Raw genomic sequence first — 16313 nt, 5'->3', positions numbered from 1 at the left:
TGGAATCCTTTGCCTGAGGCGCTAGAAGCGGAACACCAGCGAGGCATAGAGGTAAGCGCGCGTCTCATGCTCTCCGTCGTACGGAAAGCGGCGCACACCCAGGCCATAGCGCGCAGAGGCGTCATCGCCCATGCGCCACTCATGCTCGTAACGCAGTTCGCCAAAGCCTTTCCAGCCATAATCCACATCCGCGGGGCGAGCTGCAGCCCATTGGCGATACCCACCCACGGTCGCGGCGACCCGCTGGTTGAAGCGCCGCTCATAGGCATGCCAGCTCAACCAATCCGAAACCACGGTCGCGGAGAGGGCATAGTCCCGCTTGGGGTTGAAATACTCCGCGTCCGTGCGCGTGTTGCGGCTGGTGTAGGCCGCAAACTGAAGGTCGACCGCGTTTCGCGGCACGCTGTAAATACGCTCGAACCAGGTCGCGCTCAGGGTCGCCCGCTCGTTACCGTCGGTGAAATCGTAGTAGCCGACATCGATCGACTGGCGGCGCGACTCGTCTTCCGTTCGTGTTGCACCCACTGAAAACCGCCACGCTGCCAGGTCAGCGCCGAAATCGCCAAGGTGATAGTAGCGGCCCTTGACCGATACATCGTCCGCGCGCGACTCGAAGGCAGCACGGAACGCCCATCGGTCGCTCGGCTGCCAGTCCCCACGGAGCGAAATGGTCGCCTTGCGCGCAAACGTACGCTCAGACCCCAGCTCTGCAGCAAGGCTCCAGTCTCGTCGAGTCATCTCGACACCGACGCCGGCACGGATGTGATCGGCCCGGTTTTCATCGAAGTCCGCCATAACCCGGTGATGATGCGCAAACACCCTGAACCCGTTTCCGAGCAAGGGGCTGTACAACCAGAGGTCAGTGCTGAGGTCGTCCTTGCCGGACACTCTGCCATGTCCCTGACCGGCGTTCAGTTCAAGACTCAGGCGGGCTCTCGCTGCCGACTCCCACGCCTTGAGCAGCCGCAAAACCCCGGGGTGCTCGGGCATCGTCACGATCAGTTCATCGATCAAGGCCTTGGCCTCTTCGAGCTCGCCCATGGCCCATGCGGTTTCGGCCAGACCGATCTTCGCATGCACGTTTCCTGGCGCTTGCGCCTCAGCGCGTGCGTAGCCCGCCCGGGCCGTTCTTGGAAGGCCTCGCGCCTGCGCGAGCGCGGCAGCCTCCAACTCTCCTGCGGGCGAGTGCCGCTCTTCTTCAGAAAGCGCATCGAGCATCTGCTGCGCAAGGCGTGGCCGGTCGCTGAAGCGGTGCATGCGGGCGCGCAGCAGTCGCGTCTCCAGGGCTGCGCCATCGATCCGCTCGATCTCCGTCAGCGTCCGCTCCAGTGCCTCATCCTCACCCGCCTCGAGATAGGCGTACGCAAGACTCACGTGGAGACTGACCTCATCCGGGCTCGCTGCGAGTGAGGCCCGATAAAGCGCAATCGCATCCAGAGGGCGTCGCGCGCGCAGGGCGAGATCTCCGGCAACGCGAATCGCGTAAGGCGGTAGCGGAGCCAGTCCGGCCAGTTCACGGAGGAGGCGGTCCGCCTCATCGTCCCGGCCCCGCGCCGCCAATGCGAGCGCCCGATCGAGCATCAGCGCGCGCTCGACCGGCGCGAAGCCGCCCTCCCCTCGAAGCCAGGCAAGTCGGGCGATGTTGTCCTCGATCGCCTCATCGAGCTTGGCGTAGCGTTGCGCGCTCCAGTCCTGGTCAAGATGGCGGATGCCCGCCCGGATCTTCGCTGCGTTTTCCTCCTGCACCTCCCACCAGTGCACCGCCGGAGACACAGGGCCCGGGATGCCGTCGCCGGCCCAGCCGGGGTGGCTGAACGCGAGCGAGCTCAGGAATAGGCAGATGAGGCCCTGTGGACGAAGAAAGTGCATGCGGAAACATCAAGCGCTGAAGGCCGGAAAGGCGCGATCCTGCAGGAAGCGCGACCATCTGCACAGGGCACAATTCACGCCTTGCAGGAAACTGCACTTACGGCCCGTGTGCATGCAGGAGTCGCCGGGCACGCCTCGCGGGGTCCCTTGGCCCCTACGGCCGCGCCTCTACCATCGCTCAACTGCACGCGTCCGTGACGAATTGCCGCGCGGGCTCAAACGAGCACAGCGAGAATCAGACTGTTTCCAATCCACAAGAAATTCTGGATCCAATATGCGCTCGTCAATTATCAAAACGCTTGCGGTTCTTGCGGTCGCGCTCCAGGTGCCCCCATCGGTGTCGGCGCCCCTCGAACTCATTCCTGTCAGTACAGCGCCCTACGTAACAGGCGGCGGGCTCTCCGCAACCTGGAGCCAGGTTCGCGACGACTACCGCTTCAGCCAGCAGATGTGGACCGAAGCCGGCAGCGACCCAGCCGCCATCGGTACGTTCGGCTGGGGTACGGGCATCTGGGGCACGGTCGACGTCGCGCACGTTCAGAGCCTGCCGAACGACTCAGCCGCCCTGATCGGCCGTGTGAACGACACTTCTGCGGTGAACTTCGCCAACCTGACCTACAACATGCTGATCGGTGATGGAGCACTCGGCCACTGGGAATATGACCGGCAGCGACCACTGGCTCCGATCGTCCAGCAGACCGGCTCGCAGACAAACTACGCCGCCAGCTTCGCAGGCTTTCTCTACATCCCGGAAGCTGGCGCGTACGACTTCAGCCTTTTTGTCGACGACGGCTTCGTGTTCTCGCTCATGGGCGCCAACGGCATGCTCGGCATGGAGCGCGAGACGCTGGCCGGCAGCACCAACGGCCGCGACCTCTTTGCACTCAGCGCATCGAATGGCAACACTACGGTGATGATGGGCAGTGGCTATTACGGCATCGAGATCGATTATTTCAATCGACTTGAAGCGGGGGTGATCGACCTCGCCCTGTGGGGACCACAGGACCAGGGCTGGCGCAGCATCTCGACAGACTGGCTGTTTACGGAACTCCCCAGAAACGCGATTCCCGAACCCGGTACGCTTGCACTCGTGCTGCTTGCATTCACGGCGCTCGGGCGCCAGGCGAGGAAGACCTGAGCGGACTATCCGATCGTCTCCCCTGCAAGGATGCAGGCAAGCTACTCCGGCAAGTCCTCCACATATTCCTCGACCCGCAGCGCACGCAGCTGGTAGCCCGCTACGCCCATCTCCGAGTCCATCCGGCCCACCGCCATCACGCCATTGACCCACACCGGCAGCATGTTCCAGGCCCCGGGCACGGGCTTGTCCGGGATCACGTGGATGAGCTGGTTGGCAGGCGGTGGCGGCACATGGACGCAGGCGCCGAAATACGGCACGAGCAGGAATTCGCGGATCTGCTCGCCGTCACTCTCCAGCGGCACGAGAAAGCCGGGGATGCGCACCTGTGCGCCAGCGAGGCGTTCCACCAGCGGGGCGCGGTCCCATTCCTCGCGCAGGCGCTGCATCGCCTCCATCGCGCGCGGGTCTTCATCCTGTAACTCGTCCAGGTTCAGGCTGCCGAGAAAGCCCTCGGGGTTCCAGTCGGCAGGGATCAGGTCATCCCAGCTGATCTCGCGATACTCGCCTGCCGCCGCGCTGGCCGGCGCCGCCAGTCGGTCGCCGACCCGGTACTCCCCGGCACCCTGAGACTGCGCCTGCACAGGCAGCGCCATCACAAGCAGGCCTGCGAGCAGACCCATGCACAACATCTTCGAGCGTTTCATCATTCCTGGCCGATTGCCTGCAAACAGGGGAAGGGGAAGGCCGGCACGCGCTTCCGCGTAGCGTGACGGTCACCGCGAGATCCGCGGCAAGGCGACATCAGACACGAATCGTCATCCCGTCCGCAAGCGAATAACGGTACGCGCGCAGGGCAGGCACCAGACTCGCGAGCAGGCTCACCGCAAGCACCGCCCCCAGCAAGCGCCACTCGCCGACACCCGGCCAGCCCAGGCTCAGCTGCAGTCCGTGCGCGCTCGACAGCCAGGGCGCAAACGCAGCGCCCGCGCCATACAGCAGCACCAGCCCGAGCGCGATACCCGCCAGCGCGAGCAGCAGGCTCTCCACCGCCAGCAGCGCAAACACCTGCCATGGACGGGCGCCGAGCGCACGCAGGATCGCGAGCTCGCGCCGGCGCTCGCCCAGGCTGGCGACCACAACCGCCACCATGCCGGCCAGCCCAACCGCCACCACCAGTGCAGACACCGCGAGCAGCGCCTTTTCGGCAATGCCGACCAGGCTCCACAACGCCTGCAGGGTCGCACCCGGCAGGATCGCAGTGAGCGCTTCGTCGGGGTATGTGTTGATCTGGCGCTGAACGCGGAACACCGCGGTGCGGCTCTTCAGCCCCACCAGCGCGGCGGTCACGGACTTGGGCTGCAGGTCGAACTTGCGCACATGCTCGGGCGCGATGCGCAGTCCCGGGATCGGCGCGCCGCCATGCCAATCGACATGGATCGCCTCGATTCCTTCCAGGCTCACCAGCAGCGCACGATCGACCGGTGTGCCGCTGCGCGCGAGGATGCCGACCACAGTAAAGGGCTTGTCGGCGTGGTCGGCGAATCGCGGCCCACCCTCGCCGCCCAGGCTGCCGTGACTGAGCACGATGCGCTGGCCGAGCGCGTAGCCGAACCGCGCCGCGACCTCCGCGCCGAGTACCACCTCGAAAATGCCCGCCGCTTCTGCGGGCTTGTCCTCGAAGGGGCGCCCCTGCGCAAACCGCAGCGGGCGACGGTCACCGTGACGATAGTGCGCAAAGAAGTCCGCCGTGGAGCCGACCACCCGATGGCCGCGATGCGAATCCCCGAGCGAGATCGGCACCAGCCACTGCACCTGCGGCAGCGCGGCCAGGTGCTCGATACTCGCCCAGGACATGTTGTTGGTCGCGCTGCCGAGGTGGAAAACGGCATACAACAGCAACTGCACCGGCCCGCTGCGCGCGCCCACGACGAGGTCGGTACCGGAGAGGGTCTGCGCGAAGCCCGCCTTCGCATCGTTACGCAGGCGCTCCACGCCGAGCAGCAGCGCCACCGACAAGGCCACGGCAATCACGGTCAGCAGCACCGACAGACGCCGGTTGGCGATGCTGTGCAGGGACAGGGTGAAGACGGGGCTCATGCTGGCGCCTGCATCGAACCGGTAGCACGATGGATCGTGGCGAGATCGAGCACGCGGTCGAAATGCCCCGCCAGGCGCTGATCGTGGCTGACGAAGAGCAGCGCCGCCCCAGCCGCCGCGCACTCGTCCAGCAGCAGGTCGATGAAGGCCTGCTGACGCTCTGCGTCGAGCGCCGAGGTCGGCTCGTCGGCCACCACCAGACCGGGACGGCCGATCAGCGCGCGCGCTGCAGCCACACGCTGCTGCTGGCCGACCGAGAGCGCGGCCGCGGGCCGATCGAGCAGCGCAGCCCCGAGATCCAGACGCTCGGCCAGGCGGGAGGCCTCAGCCTCCGGCGTGCTGCCTGCCACCGCAATGCGCGCGCGGCGTTGTGGCGAGAACCTGCAGGCAAGCAGGATGTTGTCGCGCGCGGAAAGATAGGGCAGCAGATTGAAGAGCTGGAACACGAACCCCACGTGATCGGCGCGGAAGCGGTCGCGCGCACCGGCCGAGAGCGCCGCCAGCGACTGCCCGGCGATTCGCACCACCCCCGCTTGGGGCAGGATCACGCCGCCGACCAGCGACAGCAGCGTCGTCTTGCCGCTGCCGCTGGGTCCGCGCAGGAACACTCGCTCGCCCGCGGCAATCCTCAACGTGGCGATGTTCAGGCAGTCGCAGTCTGCGCCGGGCCAGCGATAGCGCAGCGCGTCGAGCAGCACCGCGGCTGGTTCGGCAGCAGCGCCTGATGCGGTTTCGGTGGGATGGTCAGGCATGGCGGCCTCAGAACGCCAGCGCCGTCGCCCCCGGCCTCAGCACCGTCGCGCCCTGACCGCGCGGCGTCGCGCGCTCGGCCCGGATCTCGTGCAGGCGCGGGAAGAACTCGAACAGCCGCGTATCGAGCGTATCCAGCGCCGCAGGCTGCCCGCACACAAACTGATAGCTCGCCACGAGGTCGGCATGGCCGCGCGCCTCTCCGGCATGCTCATGCTCGTGGTCGTGGTCGTGGCCGCGCGCTCCCTCCACCTCGCTCAGCCAGGGGGCCTCGATCTCCACCGTGCGCTGCACGCAGGCGGCCGCCTCGGGCAGCACGAACAGCCTCCCCCCTTCGCGCAAGCGCGCCGCGGCATCGGCCAGTGCCTGGCGCTGCGCAGCGGTCGTGGGGGCATGCTCGAAGCCCACCAGGTTATCCAGCGGCGTCAGGAACTCGAGCAGCAACTCCCCGCCCTCCAGCGCAGCGCTCAGCCGCGCCACGCCATGCTCATGCGCAGCGTGCTGCGCGCTAGCCGGCAAGGGCGTGGCCGCGACAATCACGCCCAAGCCGGCCAGCGCCGGGAGAACATTTCTCGAAAGCCAGGAATGGACAGCCATCAGCGAACAACCTCCGGAACAAGACCGACACGGCGCCGCTCGGGCGAACGCCCGACTGCGACACAATCTAATGCTACAATGTTGCATCAAAAATCTGCTGCAGGCCAGCACCGCTGCTGACCGCCCTTTTCATGCCAGCCTACCGCCCTTCCACTCCACCCCCTCCGCCCCCCGCGAGCGCCCGCGAGCTCATCACCGCACATGGCGGGCGGGTCACGCGTACCCGGGTCGCGGTCATCGACGTTCTGCTGGGTTCGCAACACCCACTCTCACACGACGAGATCGCAGCAGCCCTTGACGGAGAGCACATCGCGCACGATCGTGTGACGCTCTATCGCGCACTGGAATGGCTGGTCGAGCAGGGCATCGCGCAACGCATCGCGAGCGGGGAGCGGGCCTGGCGCTTCGAGATCCGCCGCGGCGGAGAACACCGCCATGCCCATTTCCACTGCGAGCGCTGTGGGCAAATCCTGTGTCTCGAGGACGTCCCCACCCCTGCCAGTGCCCCGCTGCCGCCGGGCTTCGCGGTCGAACGTGCCGAACTCGTGCTGCATGGCGCGTGCGCAGCCTGCGGCCGCCATGCGCAGAAGGGCGAACAGTGATGAAGCCCGCACCCACGGTTTCGGCTGCACCCGCCCGCTCGCGGCAAGCACGTAGCGCACGCAGCTTCCCGGCGCGAAGCCTGCTTGGCGCCGGCCTGCCCGCCCGCCTGGCGCTGGTTGCCGCGGCGTTGGTGCTGCTGTGGCTGACCATCTTGTGGGCGCTGGGCTGAAATGCACGCCGCCGCCCCCATGGTCGTCCTCGACAACCTCACCCTCGGATACGATCGCCACCCTGCGGTCCATCACCTGTCGGCGGAAATTCCCGCCGGCAGCCTGCTCGCCGTGATCGGTCCCAACGGCGCCGGAAAATCCACTCTGCTCAAGGGGATCGCCGGAGAACTGCGCCCTATCGGCGGACGCATCGTACTGTCTGCATTGCCTGCGGCCGGGGTAGCCTACATGCCCCAGCGCGGAGAGATCGACCACAGTTTTCCAGTTTCGGTGTTCGACGTCGTCGCCATGGGCCTGTGGCACGAGATCGGCGCCTTTGGGGGGCTCTCGCGGCGCCAGCGTGCGCGCGTGGGCGAAGCCCTCGGCGCGGTTGGGCTCGCCGGCTTCGAGGCGCGCCCGATCGGCTCGCTCTCGGGCGGGCAACTACAGCGTGCGCGCTTTGCCCGCCTGATGCTGCAGGACGCTCCGCTGATTCTGCTCGACGAACCCTTCGCCGCCATCGACAGTCGCACCGTCGATGATCTGGTGGCGCTGATCCTCGGCTGGCACCGTGAAGGCCGCACCATCCTCACCGTGGTGCATGACCTGGAACAGGTGCGCCGCCACTTCCCGCACGCGTTGCTGCTGTCACGGGAGCCGGTCGCCTACGGCCCCACTGCCGCGGTGCTCACCCCCGAGTTGCTCGGGCGCGCCCGGCGCCTGTCCGAAGCCTTCGACGAGGACGCACCCGAGTGCCACATCGAGACCCCGCTCGAACCCTCACTCGCTGGCGGAACGGAAGCGCACGCCCCCCCTGTCCAGCCATCCCACAAACACGGGGACGGACACGTGCACCATCACCACTGACCGTCGGCCCCGTGCCCACCCCATCGCCTCTCACCTCCTGCAAAAAGCGCCACCCGAGTGTTCGATTTCCTCATCGCCCCTTTCACCGAGTTCGCCTTCATGCGCCGCGCGCTCGCCGGCTGCCTCGCGCTCGCGCTCGGCGCCACACCGGTCGGCGTATTCCTGCTGCTGCGCCGCATGAGCCTGATGGGCGACGCCATGAGCCACGCGATCCTGCCGGGCGCCGCGCTCGGCTACCTCGCCTTCGGCCTGTCGCTGGGTGCGATGACAGTGGGGGGCATCGTTGCCGGCCTGGTGGTCGTCTTCGCCGCCGGTCTGGTGACGCGCGCCTCGGTGCTCAAGGAAGACGCCAGCCTCGCCGCCTTCTACCTGCTCTCACTCGCGGCTGGGGTGATGATCGTGTCGCTGCGCGGGCGCAACCTGGACCTGCTGCATGTGCTGTTCGGCTCGGTGCTGGCGCTCGACGATGCCTCGCTGCTGCTGATCGCCGGCATCGCCAGCGTCACCCTGCTGAGCCTCGCCGTGCTGTTCCGCCCGCTGGTCATGGAGTGCTTCGACCCCGCCTTCCTGCGCGGCGTGAGCCGCTGGTCGCCGGTGGCGCACTACGGCTTCCTGATGCTGGTGGTGGTGAACCTGGTGAGCGGCTTCCACGCCCTGGGCACGCTGATGGCGGTAGGCATCATGATCCTGCCCTCGGCCGCCGCGCGCCTGTGGGCGAAGGGTCTGCCGATGCTGCTGCTGCTCGCTATGCTGTTCGCGTTCGGCAGTGGCATCGCCGGCCTGCTGTTCTCCTTTCATGCCGACGTACCGGCGGGCCCCGCGATCGTGCTCATGTGCGGGCTGGTCTATTTTGCCTCGCTCATCGCCGCACCGGGTGGTCTGCTCGCCGGCCGGTTGCCGGTGCGCCACCACCTCGAATCCTGACTTCCCAACCCTGAGCCCAAATGACCATGAAACGGAACTCGTCCATCGCCCGCATCCGCCGCAGCCTTCATGCGCTCGCCGCCTCCTTCGCCCTGCTCGCCGGCAGCGCCCATGCGCAGCCGGTGAATGTGGTCGCCAGTTTCAGCATCCTCGGCGATCTCGTCGGCCAGGTGGGCGGTGAACGTGTGAAGGTGCGCACGCTGATCGGCGCCGACGAGGACGCGCACGCCTTTCAGCCCCGCCCCTCGGACGCACGCGACATCGGCAGCGCCACGCTGGTCGTCGTGAATGGCCTGGGCTTCGACGACTGGATGCTGCGACTGGCACATGCGGGCGGCTACAAGGGCACGGTGGCCATTGCCAGCAAGGGCATCACCACGCTCGAGATGGACAAGGATCATGACCACCACGGTCATGACCACGACCATGGCCACGAGCACGCTGAAGCCGGAAACAAGGCCGGCACGAAGGCGATGGATCCGCATGCCTGGCAGGACGTGGGCAACGTGCGCCGCTACGTCGCCAACATTGCCGACGCGCTGAGCCAGGTCGATCCCGAGGGCGCTGGCCGCTACCGCACCAACGCCGAGCGTTACGATGCCGAGTTGAAGGCGCTGGACGCGGAGATTCGCACAGCCTTCGAGGCCATGCCCGTGGAACGACGCAAGGTGGTCACCTCGCATGCAGCTTTCGCCTATTTCGGCCGCGCCTACGGCCTGCAGTTCCTGTCGCCGGTGGGCGTGTCCAACAACGCGGAGCCTACCGCGCAGGGCGTCGCCCGCCTGATCCGCCAGCTCAAGGCCGAGAAGGTGCCCGCAGTGTTCATCGAGAACGTGGCCGACCCGCGCCTGATCGAGCGCATCCGGAGCGAAAGCGGTGCGCGCGTGGGCGGCACACTGTACTCCGACGCCCTGTCCGCGACGGACGGGCCTGCAGCCAGCTACGTGCAGATGATGCGCGCCAACCTCGCCACGCTGCGCGACGCACTGCACGCAAAGGACTGAAGGCGGGCGCGCCCCAGACAGCTCCGGACGAAAAGGCGGCGAAGGCGCGACGGACGTAGCGCGCCTTCGGCCCTGGGCGCGGGCTCGGCGCCCGCATCAGGCGGTAAAAAGGAGCCCCGGCTGCAGACTCAACGGCTCGAGGCAGCCAGCATCGCACCCGCGCCCACGAACAAGCCACCGAAGATGCGGTTCTGCATGCGCAGCAGGCGCGGGTTGCGAAGCAGCGGACGAAAGCGGGTGGCGAGCAGCGCATAGAGCGACATCACGATCACGTCCACTCCGACCATGGTCGCGCCGATGACCGCGAACTGCGGCCACTGGGGCAGATCGGGCACGATGAACTGTGGCACCAGCGCGGCGATGAAGACGACCGCCTTGGGGTTGGTCAGGTTCACCAGCACCCCCTGGGCGTAGAGCTGGCGGCGGGAATGCGCGCGCACCTCACCCTCGCCGATGGGTTCCGGCGCGGCGCGCCACTTCTGTACGCCCAGCCAGATCAGGTAGCCCGCACCGACGAACTTGATCACCGTGAAGGCCACCTCCGAGGTCGCCAGCACCGCGCCCAGGCCGAGCGCGACCACGCCCAGTTGCAGCAGCAGCGCCAGTTCCAGCCCGGCGATGCTGCGCAACGCGGCACCGAAGCCGTAGCGCAGACCGGTGGACATGGACAGCACCGCGCCCGGCCCGGGCGACACCGCGATCACGATCGATGCGACCAGGAAGGCCAGCCACAGATTCCAGCTCATCACACCCTCCTCAGGCAAACAGGCTGTGCAGCATTTTCGCGCACAGCAGCATCAGCACCCCGGCGAACACCTTCTTCAGCGTCGCCACCGGCAGGCGATGGGCGAGCCGGGCTCCCAGCGGCGCGAAGAACATGCTCACCGCCGACACCAGCACCAGCGCCGGCAGGTAGATGAAGCCCAGTGTCAGCGCGGGCGTGCCGGGCGCGCCCCAGCCATTGATCAGGTAGCCCAGCGTGCCCGACAGCGCGATCGGCAAGCCGATCGCCGCGGACGTGCCGATCGCATTCTGCATCTTCACGTTGCACCAGGCCATGAAGGGCACCGACAGCGAACCGCCACCGATCGCCACCAGCGCGGACACCCCGCCGATTCCCAGGCCGGCTGCAGTCATCCCCACTGCACCGGGCAGGTCACGCGAAGGCTTGGGTTTGATGTTCAGCAGCATCTGCACCGACACGTAGGCCATGAAACAGGCAAAGAAGATCGCCAGCGGCACGGTGTCGGCGCGCGCGGCGATGAAAGTGGCGCCAAAGGTGCCGGCGAGAATGCCGGGCGTGATCGCGCGCACGATGTCCCAGCGCACCGCGCCATGGGCATGATGGGCGCGCAGGCTGGACACCGAGGTCAGTACGATGGCCGCCATCGAGGTCCCCAGCGCCAGATGAACGACCTGGTCCTGCGGAAAACCCTGGGCAATGAAGAAGGTGGTCAGCATCGGCACCATGATGCCGCCGCCCCCCACGCCGAGCAGACCTGCGAAAAAACCCACCACTGCGCCCAGCACGGGGTAGGCGAGCCACCAGATGTCGAATCCCATGGGCACTCTTCCGGCGCACGCCAGCCACGATCACCGCACACGGCAGGCAGGGCACGCACCACGTTAACGGGGAAAGGCGCGGCTTTCACCGCGCCTTTCCGATTGGCCCCCCGCCTGTGCCGTCTCCGCCGGGCATCCTGAACCATGGGTTCAGGGAGGTCGCGTCCCTTCCGCTTCAGGATCACCCGGCGAGGGGCGTTCACACCAGCGGCATCGATGGTCTGCGACCGAGTCTCTCGACTATTGGTTCAAGGAATCTACGACTTCGACGAACACTGCAGGGGATTGATCTTGCCGCCGGGAAAAGCGCTCAGAAGAGCTTTTCCTGCGGTGCCAGCACGCCATCCAGGCGCGCTTTCATGAGTCCGATTCTACGCTTCATGCCCGGCATGTCAAACCCGTTGCCACGCTGATGCTGGAGAAATTCGTGGGCAATGTTGAGCGCAGTCATGACCGCGAGCTTTTCCCCCGAAGCGTGGGTCTTCTCGCCGAGCTCACGGAACTTTTCGTCCAGGAACGCGACGGTGGCAAGCAGATCGTCGCGTGTCTCGGGCGTGCAGGAGATACGGTACTCCTTGCCCAGCAGCGTCATGTCGAGGTGGTCGGCAGACATCGCGTCAACCCTCCGGCAGTTTGTGGAGCAGGCTCTCGAGCCGGTCCGCGGCCAGGCGGACCTTGTCTGCGAGCGTGCGGTTGTCGGCCTCCAGCCTGCCGACGCGCGTGCGCAGGTCGGCATTGTCGGCCTTCAGGCGTTCGTGCTGGCTGATCAGCTGCTCTAGCTGGGCTTCGAGCTGGGCGAATTCGGTATCCATGGCGTCGATGGTAGTGAGCGGCCCATGACGGGTCAATCAGCGCTGCACCTGAGTGACGTCACGCACTGCGCCGGTGTCTGCCGAGGTGGTGAGTGCCGCGTAGGCCTGCAGCGCAGCCGAAACCACGCGCTCGCGCTTGACGGGCTTCCAGGCTGCGGCCCCCCTTGCCTCCATCGCGGCGCGACGGCGGGCGAGTTCGGCGTCCGGAACTGCGAGGTGGATGCGCCGGTTCGGGATGTCGATCTCGATCGTGTCACCATCCTCGACCAGCGCGATCGCACCGCCGCAGGCCGCTTCGGGCGAGGCGTGGCCGATCGACAGGCCCGATGTGCCACCCGAGAAGCGGCCATCGGTGAGCAACGCGCACTGCGCGCCCAGGCCACGGCTTTTCAGGTAGGAGGTCGGGTACAGCATCTCCTGCATGCCGGGGCCGCCCTTGGGGCCTTCGTAGCGGATCACCACCACGTCGCCGGCCTGCACCTGCTCGCCAAGAATGCCCTCGACCGCGTCTTCCTGGCTCTCGAACACCCGTGCCTTGCCGGTGAACTTCCAGATCGACTCGTCCACACCCGCGGTCTTCACGATGCAGCCCTTCTCGGCGATGTTGCCGTACAGCACGGCAAGACCGCCATCGGCGGTAAAGGCATTGGCCTTGTCGCGGATCACGCCGGAGGTGCGGTCCATGTCGAGCTCGTTCCAGCGCCGGTCCTGAGAGAAGGCGACCTGGCTCGGCACGCCGCCGGGCGCCGCACGGAAGAGCGTGAACACCGAGTTTTCGTGTGCCTGCATGATGTCCCAGCGCGAAAGCGCCTCGGCCATGGTCTTGCTATGCACCGTCGGCACGTCGCGATGCAGCAGGCCTGCGCGGTCGAGCTCGCCCAGGATGCCCATGATGCCGCCCGCGCGATGCACGTCCTCGATGTGGACATCGGCCACCGCGGGAGCAACCTTGCACAGGCAGGGCACGCGACGGCTGATGCGGTCGATGTCCTTCATGGTGAAGTCGACGCCGGCTTCGTGCGCGGCGGCGAGCAGGTGCAGCACGGTGTTGGTCGAGCCGCCCATGGCCACATCCAGGCTGATCGCATTCTCGAACGCCTTGAAGCTGGCGATCGAGCGCGGCAGCGCCGAGGCGTCGTCCTTCTCGTACCAGCGGCGGGCCAGTTCGACGATGCGTCGGCCGGCCTCGCGGAACAGCTTCTCGCGGTCGGCGTGGGTAGCGAGCGTGGTGCCGTTGCCAGGCAGCGACAGGCCAAGCGCCTCGGTGAGGCAGTTCATCGAGTTGGCGGTGAACATGCCCGAGCACGAGCCACAGGTCGGGCATGCCGAACGCTCGATGGCGTCGACCTCCTCATCCGAACAACTCTTGTCGGCCGCCTTGACCATGGCGTCGACCAGATCGAGGGAGATGACCTTGGCCTCCCACTTGACCTTGCCCGCCTCCATCGGCCCGCCTGAGACGAAGATCGCCGGAATGTTGAGGCGCAGCGCGGCCATCAGCATGCCCGGGGTGATCTTGTCGCAGTTCGAGATGCACACCAGCGCGTCGGCGGTGTGCGCGTTGCACATGTACTCGACACTATCGGCGATGAGCTCGCGCGAGGGCAGCGAGTACAGCATGCCGCCATGGCCCATGGCGATGCCGTCGTCCACCGCGATGGTATTGAACTCCTTGGCGACGCCCCCCGCAGCCTCGATCTCGCGCGCGACAAGCTGGCCGAGGTCCTTGAGGTGCACATGGCCAGGCACGAACTGGGTGAAGCTGTTGGCGATCGCGATGATCGGCTTGCTGAAATCCTCGTCCTTCATGCCAGTGGCACGCCACAGGGCGCGGGCGCCCGCCATGTTGCGGCCGGCGGTGGAGGTGCGGGAACGATACTGAGGCATGACGGCGCTCCGGAAGATCGGCGGTAAAGGTTGGGATTCTAACGCGCAGCACGAAGCATGCGTATCATCCGGAGCCTAGTCATCGCCAGGAGCGCACATGCAAGACCTGACCCCCGCAGAGGGTTTCGATCTGGACGCCGCCGAGATCCGCGTGCTTGGCGTACTGATCGAGAAGTCCTTCATCACGCCCGACGCCTATCCGCTGTCGATCAATGCCATCACCACCGGCGCCAACCAGCTCACCGCACGCGAGCCGGTCATGAGCCTCAGCGAGTCCGAGGTGCAGGCCGCGGTCGACAGCCTGATTGCGCGCCGCCTGGTATCGAAACGCGACCAGCAGAGCGCGCGGGTGGCGAAGTACGAGCATCTGATTCGCCTGCGCCATTCGCTGCCGCCGGCCGAGCAGGCGGTGCTGGCGATCCTGCTCCTGCGCGGCGCACAGACCGCCGGCGAACTGCGCCAGCGCTGCGAGCGCCTGCACCGCTTCGAGGACGTCGCTGCGGTGGAGGCGGTGCTCGAACATCTGGCGGAGAAATACCCGCCCCTGGCAGCCGCCCTGCCCCGCGCGCCGGGCACCAAGGAAACCCGCCATGTGCACCTGCTCGGCGGCGATGCCGCGGTGCAGGAGATGGCCGAGGCTCAGGCCGGCATCGCCGCCGCGGGGGGCGGACGAGGGCGGATCGCGGAACTGGAGGACGAGTTGCGACGTCTGCGCGAGGAGTTCGACGCGCTGCGCAACGAGTTTTCCGCATTCCGCAAGCAGTTCGACTGACCCCCTGCCCCACGCCGCCCACCCCGCCGAACACCATGCTGATCCATCCTCAGTTCGACCCTGTCGCCTTCTCCCTCGGTCCGCTCTCGGTGCGCTGGTACGGGTTGATGTACCTGATCGCATTCGTGCTCTTCGTCGTCCTCGGCCGCATCCACGCACGCCGCAGACCCGAGCTGGGCTGGGACGCGCAGAAGATCGACGACCTGCTGATGTACGGCGTGATCGGGGTGATCATCGGCGGGCGCCTGGGCGAGGTACTGTTCTTCCAGCCCGCCTACTACCTGCAGCACCCGGCGGAGATTCTTGCGGTCTGGAAGGGCGGCATGAGCTTCCATGGCGGCTTTCTCGGCGTGCTGGCGGCGATGTGGCTATACGGCCGCAAGCATGGCAAGGGTTTCTGGCAGGTCACCGATTTCATCGCGCCACTGGTGCCGACCGGGCTCGCTGCGGGCCGCATCGGCAACTTCATCAACGGCGAACTTTGGGGCCGGCCAGTGGGGGCCGAACTACCCTGGGCGATGGTTTTCCCCTGGGTGGACGCGGCCCCGCGCCACCCTTCGCAGCTCTACCAGGCCGCAGGCGAGGGCTTGCTGCTGTTCGTGATGCTGTGGTTCTACGCGGCCAGTCCGCGACCGCTTCGTGCCGTCTCCGCGGCATTCCTGGCCGGATACGGCAGCCTGCGCTTCATCGCAGAGTTCTTTCGCACGCCCGATCCCGGCATCTTCGGCACGCTGTCGCTGGGGCTGTCCACCGCGCAATGGCTGTGCGTACCGATGATCGCCGTCGGGCTCATGATGCTCGCGGCGTCGGCGCGCCAACGCTGAGGGCGCGCGCACCAAGGCGCGATCAGAGCATCCGGGCCAGGCTTCGGGTCATCTCGACGAGATCGTCCAGGCTCCCTACCGACTCGGCGCCCAAACTGCGCGCCGCTGCCGCAGCCGTGGATTGCGACGAAGGCACCACCGCGACAACGCAGCTTCCGGGCGCCATGCGCTTGAGCAGGCCGACGAAGCGCGCCGGCTCGTCAGCTGCGGTGCGGCAGTCGAGCACGACCAGATCGGGGCGCAGCTTGAAGTAGGCCTGCAGGGCGCGGCTTTCGGTGAAGCAGCGCTCGACAACCTCCGCGCCGGGCGGCGGAACCGAGCGCAGCCGCAACTCGGCCGCATCAGCCGCAGCCTGATCCGGAACCAGCAGCAACACCCGCAAAGGACGCTGATTATCGTGCACGCTCAAGCCTGCAGCCGATCGGATCGGCGGGACGGATATCGAAGGAGGTCAGGCAGCCTGGAAGGCTGACAGGGTTGAGCTTTCAACGACCGCGTGAATTTCGCACGACGG

19 protein-coding genes and 1 other RNA gene are annotated in these 16313 nt (G+C 67.0%); 8 read left to right on the top strand and 12 right to left on the bottom strand.

Features of this window, described 5'->3' with window-relative positions; all coding sequences use genetic code 11:
• Positions 1 to 21: 21 nt before the first annotated feature.
• Entirely contained in the window at positions 22 to 1869 is a 1848-nt protein-coding gene (locus ACPT9U_RS09035; protein ID WP_435750669.1) for a tetratricopeptide repeat protein, read from the bottom strand.
• 337 nt (positions 1870 to 2206) lie between these two features.
• On the opposite strand from ACPT9U_RS09035, the gene ACPT9U_RS09030 reads away from it, so the two are divergent.
• The gene (locus ACPT9U_RS09030) at positions 2207 to 3007 is read left to right on the top strand and encodes a PA14 domain-containing protein (RefSeq protein ID WP_435750668.1); all 801 of its coding nucleotides are present in this window, start codon (positions 2207 to 2209) and stop codon (positions 3005 to 3007) included.
• Between the two features lie 41 nt (positions 3008 to 3048).
• Here the strand turns inward: ACPT9U_RS09030 and ACPT9U_RS09025 are convergent, their stop codons facing one another.
• The 4 genes from ACPT9U_RS09025 to ACPT9U_RS09010 form a co-directional block, all read right to left on the bottom strand.
• Complete coding sequence (locus ACPT9U_RS09025) at positions 3049 to 3657, bottom strand: DUF3299 domain-containing protein (RefSeq protein WP_435750667.1); 609 nt, start codon at positions 3655 to 3657, stop codon at positions 3049 to 3051.
• A gap of 94 nt (positions 3658 to 3751) precedes the next feature.
• Positions 3752 to 5047 (bottom strand): ABC transporter permease, encoded by a 1296-nt coding sequence (locus ACPT9U_RS09020; RefSeq protein ID WP_435750666.1) that lies wholly within the window; start codon positions 5045 to 5047, stop codon positions 3752 to 3754.
• Entirely contained in the window at positions 5044 to 5799 is a 756-nt protein-coding gene (locus tag ACPT9U_RS09015) for an ABC transporter ATP-binding protein (RefSeq protein WP_435750665.1), read from the bottom strand. Before ACPT9U_RS09015 ends, ACPT9U_RS09020 begins: the two co-directional genes overlap by 4 nt.
• A gap of 7 nt (positions 5800 to 5806) precedes the next feature.
• Complete coding sequence (locus ACPT9U_RS09010) at positions 5807 to 6394, bottom strand: DUF2796 domain-containing protein (RefSeq protein WP_435750664.1); 588 nt, start codon at positions 6392 to 6394, stop codon at positions 5807 to 5809.
• 131 nt (positions 6395 to 6525) lie between these two features.
• Between ACPT9U_RS09010 and ACPT9U_RS09005 the strand changes: the two genes are divergently transcribed.
• From ACPT9U_RS09005 to ACPT9U_RS08985, 5 genes are read left to right on the top strand one after another with little or no spacing between them, the layout of a single operon-like run.
• A complete protein-coding gene (locus ACPT9U_RS09005) occupies positions 6526 to 6996 on the top strand; it encodes a Fur family transcriptional regulator (protein WP_435750663.1) in 471 nt (156 codons plus the stop codon).
• Positions 6996 to 7166 carry a hypothetical protein gene (locus ACPT9U_RS09000; RefSeq protein WP_435750662.1) on the top strand — a complete coding sequence of 57 codons (171 nt, stop codon included), beginning with the start codon at positions 6996 to 6998 and terminating at the stop codon, positions 7164 to 7166. The genes ACPT9U_RS09005 and ACPT9U_RS09000 overlap by 1 nt, the downstream gene beginning before the upstream one ends.
• Before the next feature lies 1 nt (position 7167).
• Positions 7168 to 8013 (top strand): metal ABC transporter ATP-binding protein, encoded by an 846-nt coding sequence (locus ACPT9U_RS08995; RefSeq protein WP_435750661.1) that lies wholly within the window; start codon positions 7168 to 7170, stop codon positions 8011 to 8013.
• Positions 8014 to 8070: 57 nt separating this feature from the next.
• On the top strand, positions 8071 to 8937 hold the full coding sequence (locus tag ACPT9U_RS08990; protein WP_435750660.1) for a metal ABC transporter permease: 867 nt from the start codon (positions 8071 to 8073) through the stop codon (positions 8935 to 8937).
• Between the two features lie 20 nt (positions 8938 to 8957).
• Positions 8958 to 9941 (top strand): metal ABC transporter solute-binding protein, Zn/Mn family, encoded by a 984-nt coding sequence (locus ACPT9U_RS08985; RefSeq protein WP_435750659.1) that lies wholly within the window; start codon positions 8958 to 8960, stop codon positions 9939 to 9941.
• 128 nt (positions 9942 to 10069) lie between these two features.
• Here ACPT9U_RS08985 and rhtB read toward each other — a convergent pair whose 3' ends face one another.
• From rhtB to ilvD, 6 genes are all read right to left on the bottom strand, one after another.
• Positions 10070 to 10687: a homoserine/homoserine lactone efflux protein gene (gene rhtB / locus ACPT9U_RS08980; protein ID WP_435750658.1), complete on the bottom strand. Its 618-nt coding sequence runs from the start codon at positions 10685 to 10687 to the stop codon at positions 10070 to 10072.
• Positions 10688 to 10697: 10 nt separating this feature from the next.
• Complete coding sequence (locus ACPT9U_RS08975; protein WP_435750657.1) at positions 10698 to 11504, bottom strand: sulfite exporter TauE/SafE family protein; 807 nt, start codon at positions 11502 to 11504, stop codon at positions 10698 to 10700.
• A gap of 103 nt (positions 11505 to 11607) precedes the next feature.
• Positions 11608 to 11791: non-coding RNA, 6S RNA (gene ssrS, locus ACPT9U_RS08970), on the bottom strand.
• Positions 11792 to 11814: 23 nt separating this feature from the next.
• Complete coding sequence (locus tag ACPT9U_RS08965) at positions 11815 to 12117, bottom strand: cell division protein ZapA (RefSeq protein WP_435750656.1); 303 nt, start codon at positions 12115 to 12117, stop codon at positions 11815 to 11817.
• A gap of 4 nt (positions 12118 to 12121) precedes the next feature.
• A complete protein-coding gene (locus ACPT9U_RS08960; protein WP_418363704.1) occupies positions 12122 to 12316 on the bottom strand; it encodes a hypothetical protein in 195 nt (64 codons plus the stop codon).
• Positions 12317 to 12352: 36 nt separating this feature from the next.
• A complete protein-coding gene (ilvD, locus tag ACPT9U_RS08955) occupies positions 12353 to 14203 on the bottom strand; it encodes a dihydroxy-acid dehydratase (RefSeq protein WP_435750655.1) in 1851 nt (616 codons plus the stop codon).
• 97 nt (positions 14204 to 14300) lie between these two features.
• Between ilvD and ACPT9U_RS08950 the strand changes: the two genes are divergently transcribed.
• The gene (locus ACPT9U_RS08950) at positions 14301 to 14975 is read left to right on the top strand and encodes a YceH family protein (protein ID WP_435750654.1); all 675 of its coding nucleotides are present in this window, start codon (positions 14301 to 14303) and stop codon (positions 14973 to 14975) included.
• 35 nt (positions 14976 to 15010) lie between these two features.
• On the top strand, positions 15011 to 15799 hold the full coding sequence (lgt, locus tag ACPT9U_RS08945; protein ID WP_435750653.1) for a prolipoprotein diacylglyceryl transferase: 789 nt from the start codon (positions 15011 to 15013) through the stop codon (positions 15797 to 15799).
• A gap of 22 nt (positions 15800 to 15821) precedes the next feature.
• Here the strand turns inward: lgt and ACPT9U_RS08940 are convergent, their stop codons facing one another.
• The gene (locus tag ACPT9U_RS08940; RefSeq protein ID WP_435750652.1) at positions 15822 to 16202 is read right to left on the bottom strand and encodes a two-component system response regulator; all 381 of its coding nucleotides are present in this window, start codon (positions 16200 to 16202) and stop codon (positions 15822 to 15824) included.
• Positions 16203 to 16313: the final 111 nt, after the last annotated feature.

The organism is Thauera sp. AutoDN2 (assembly GCF_051280715.1).
Lineage (GTDB): Bacteria > Pseudomonadota > Gammaproteobacteria > Burkholderiales > Rhodocyclaceae > Thauera.
The sequence above is the reverse complement of the archived record's forward strand: the minus strand, read 5'-3'. Positions and strand labels throughout refer to the sequence as shown.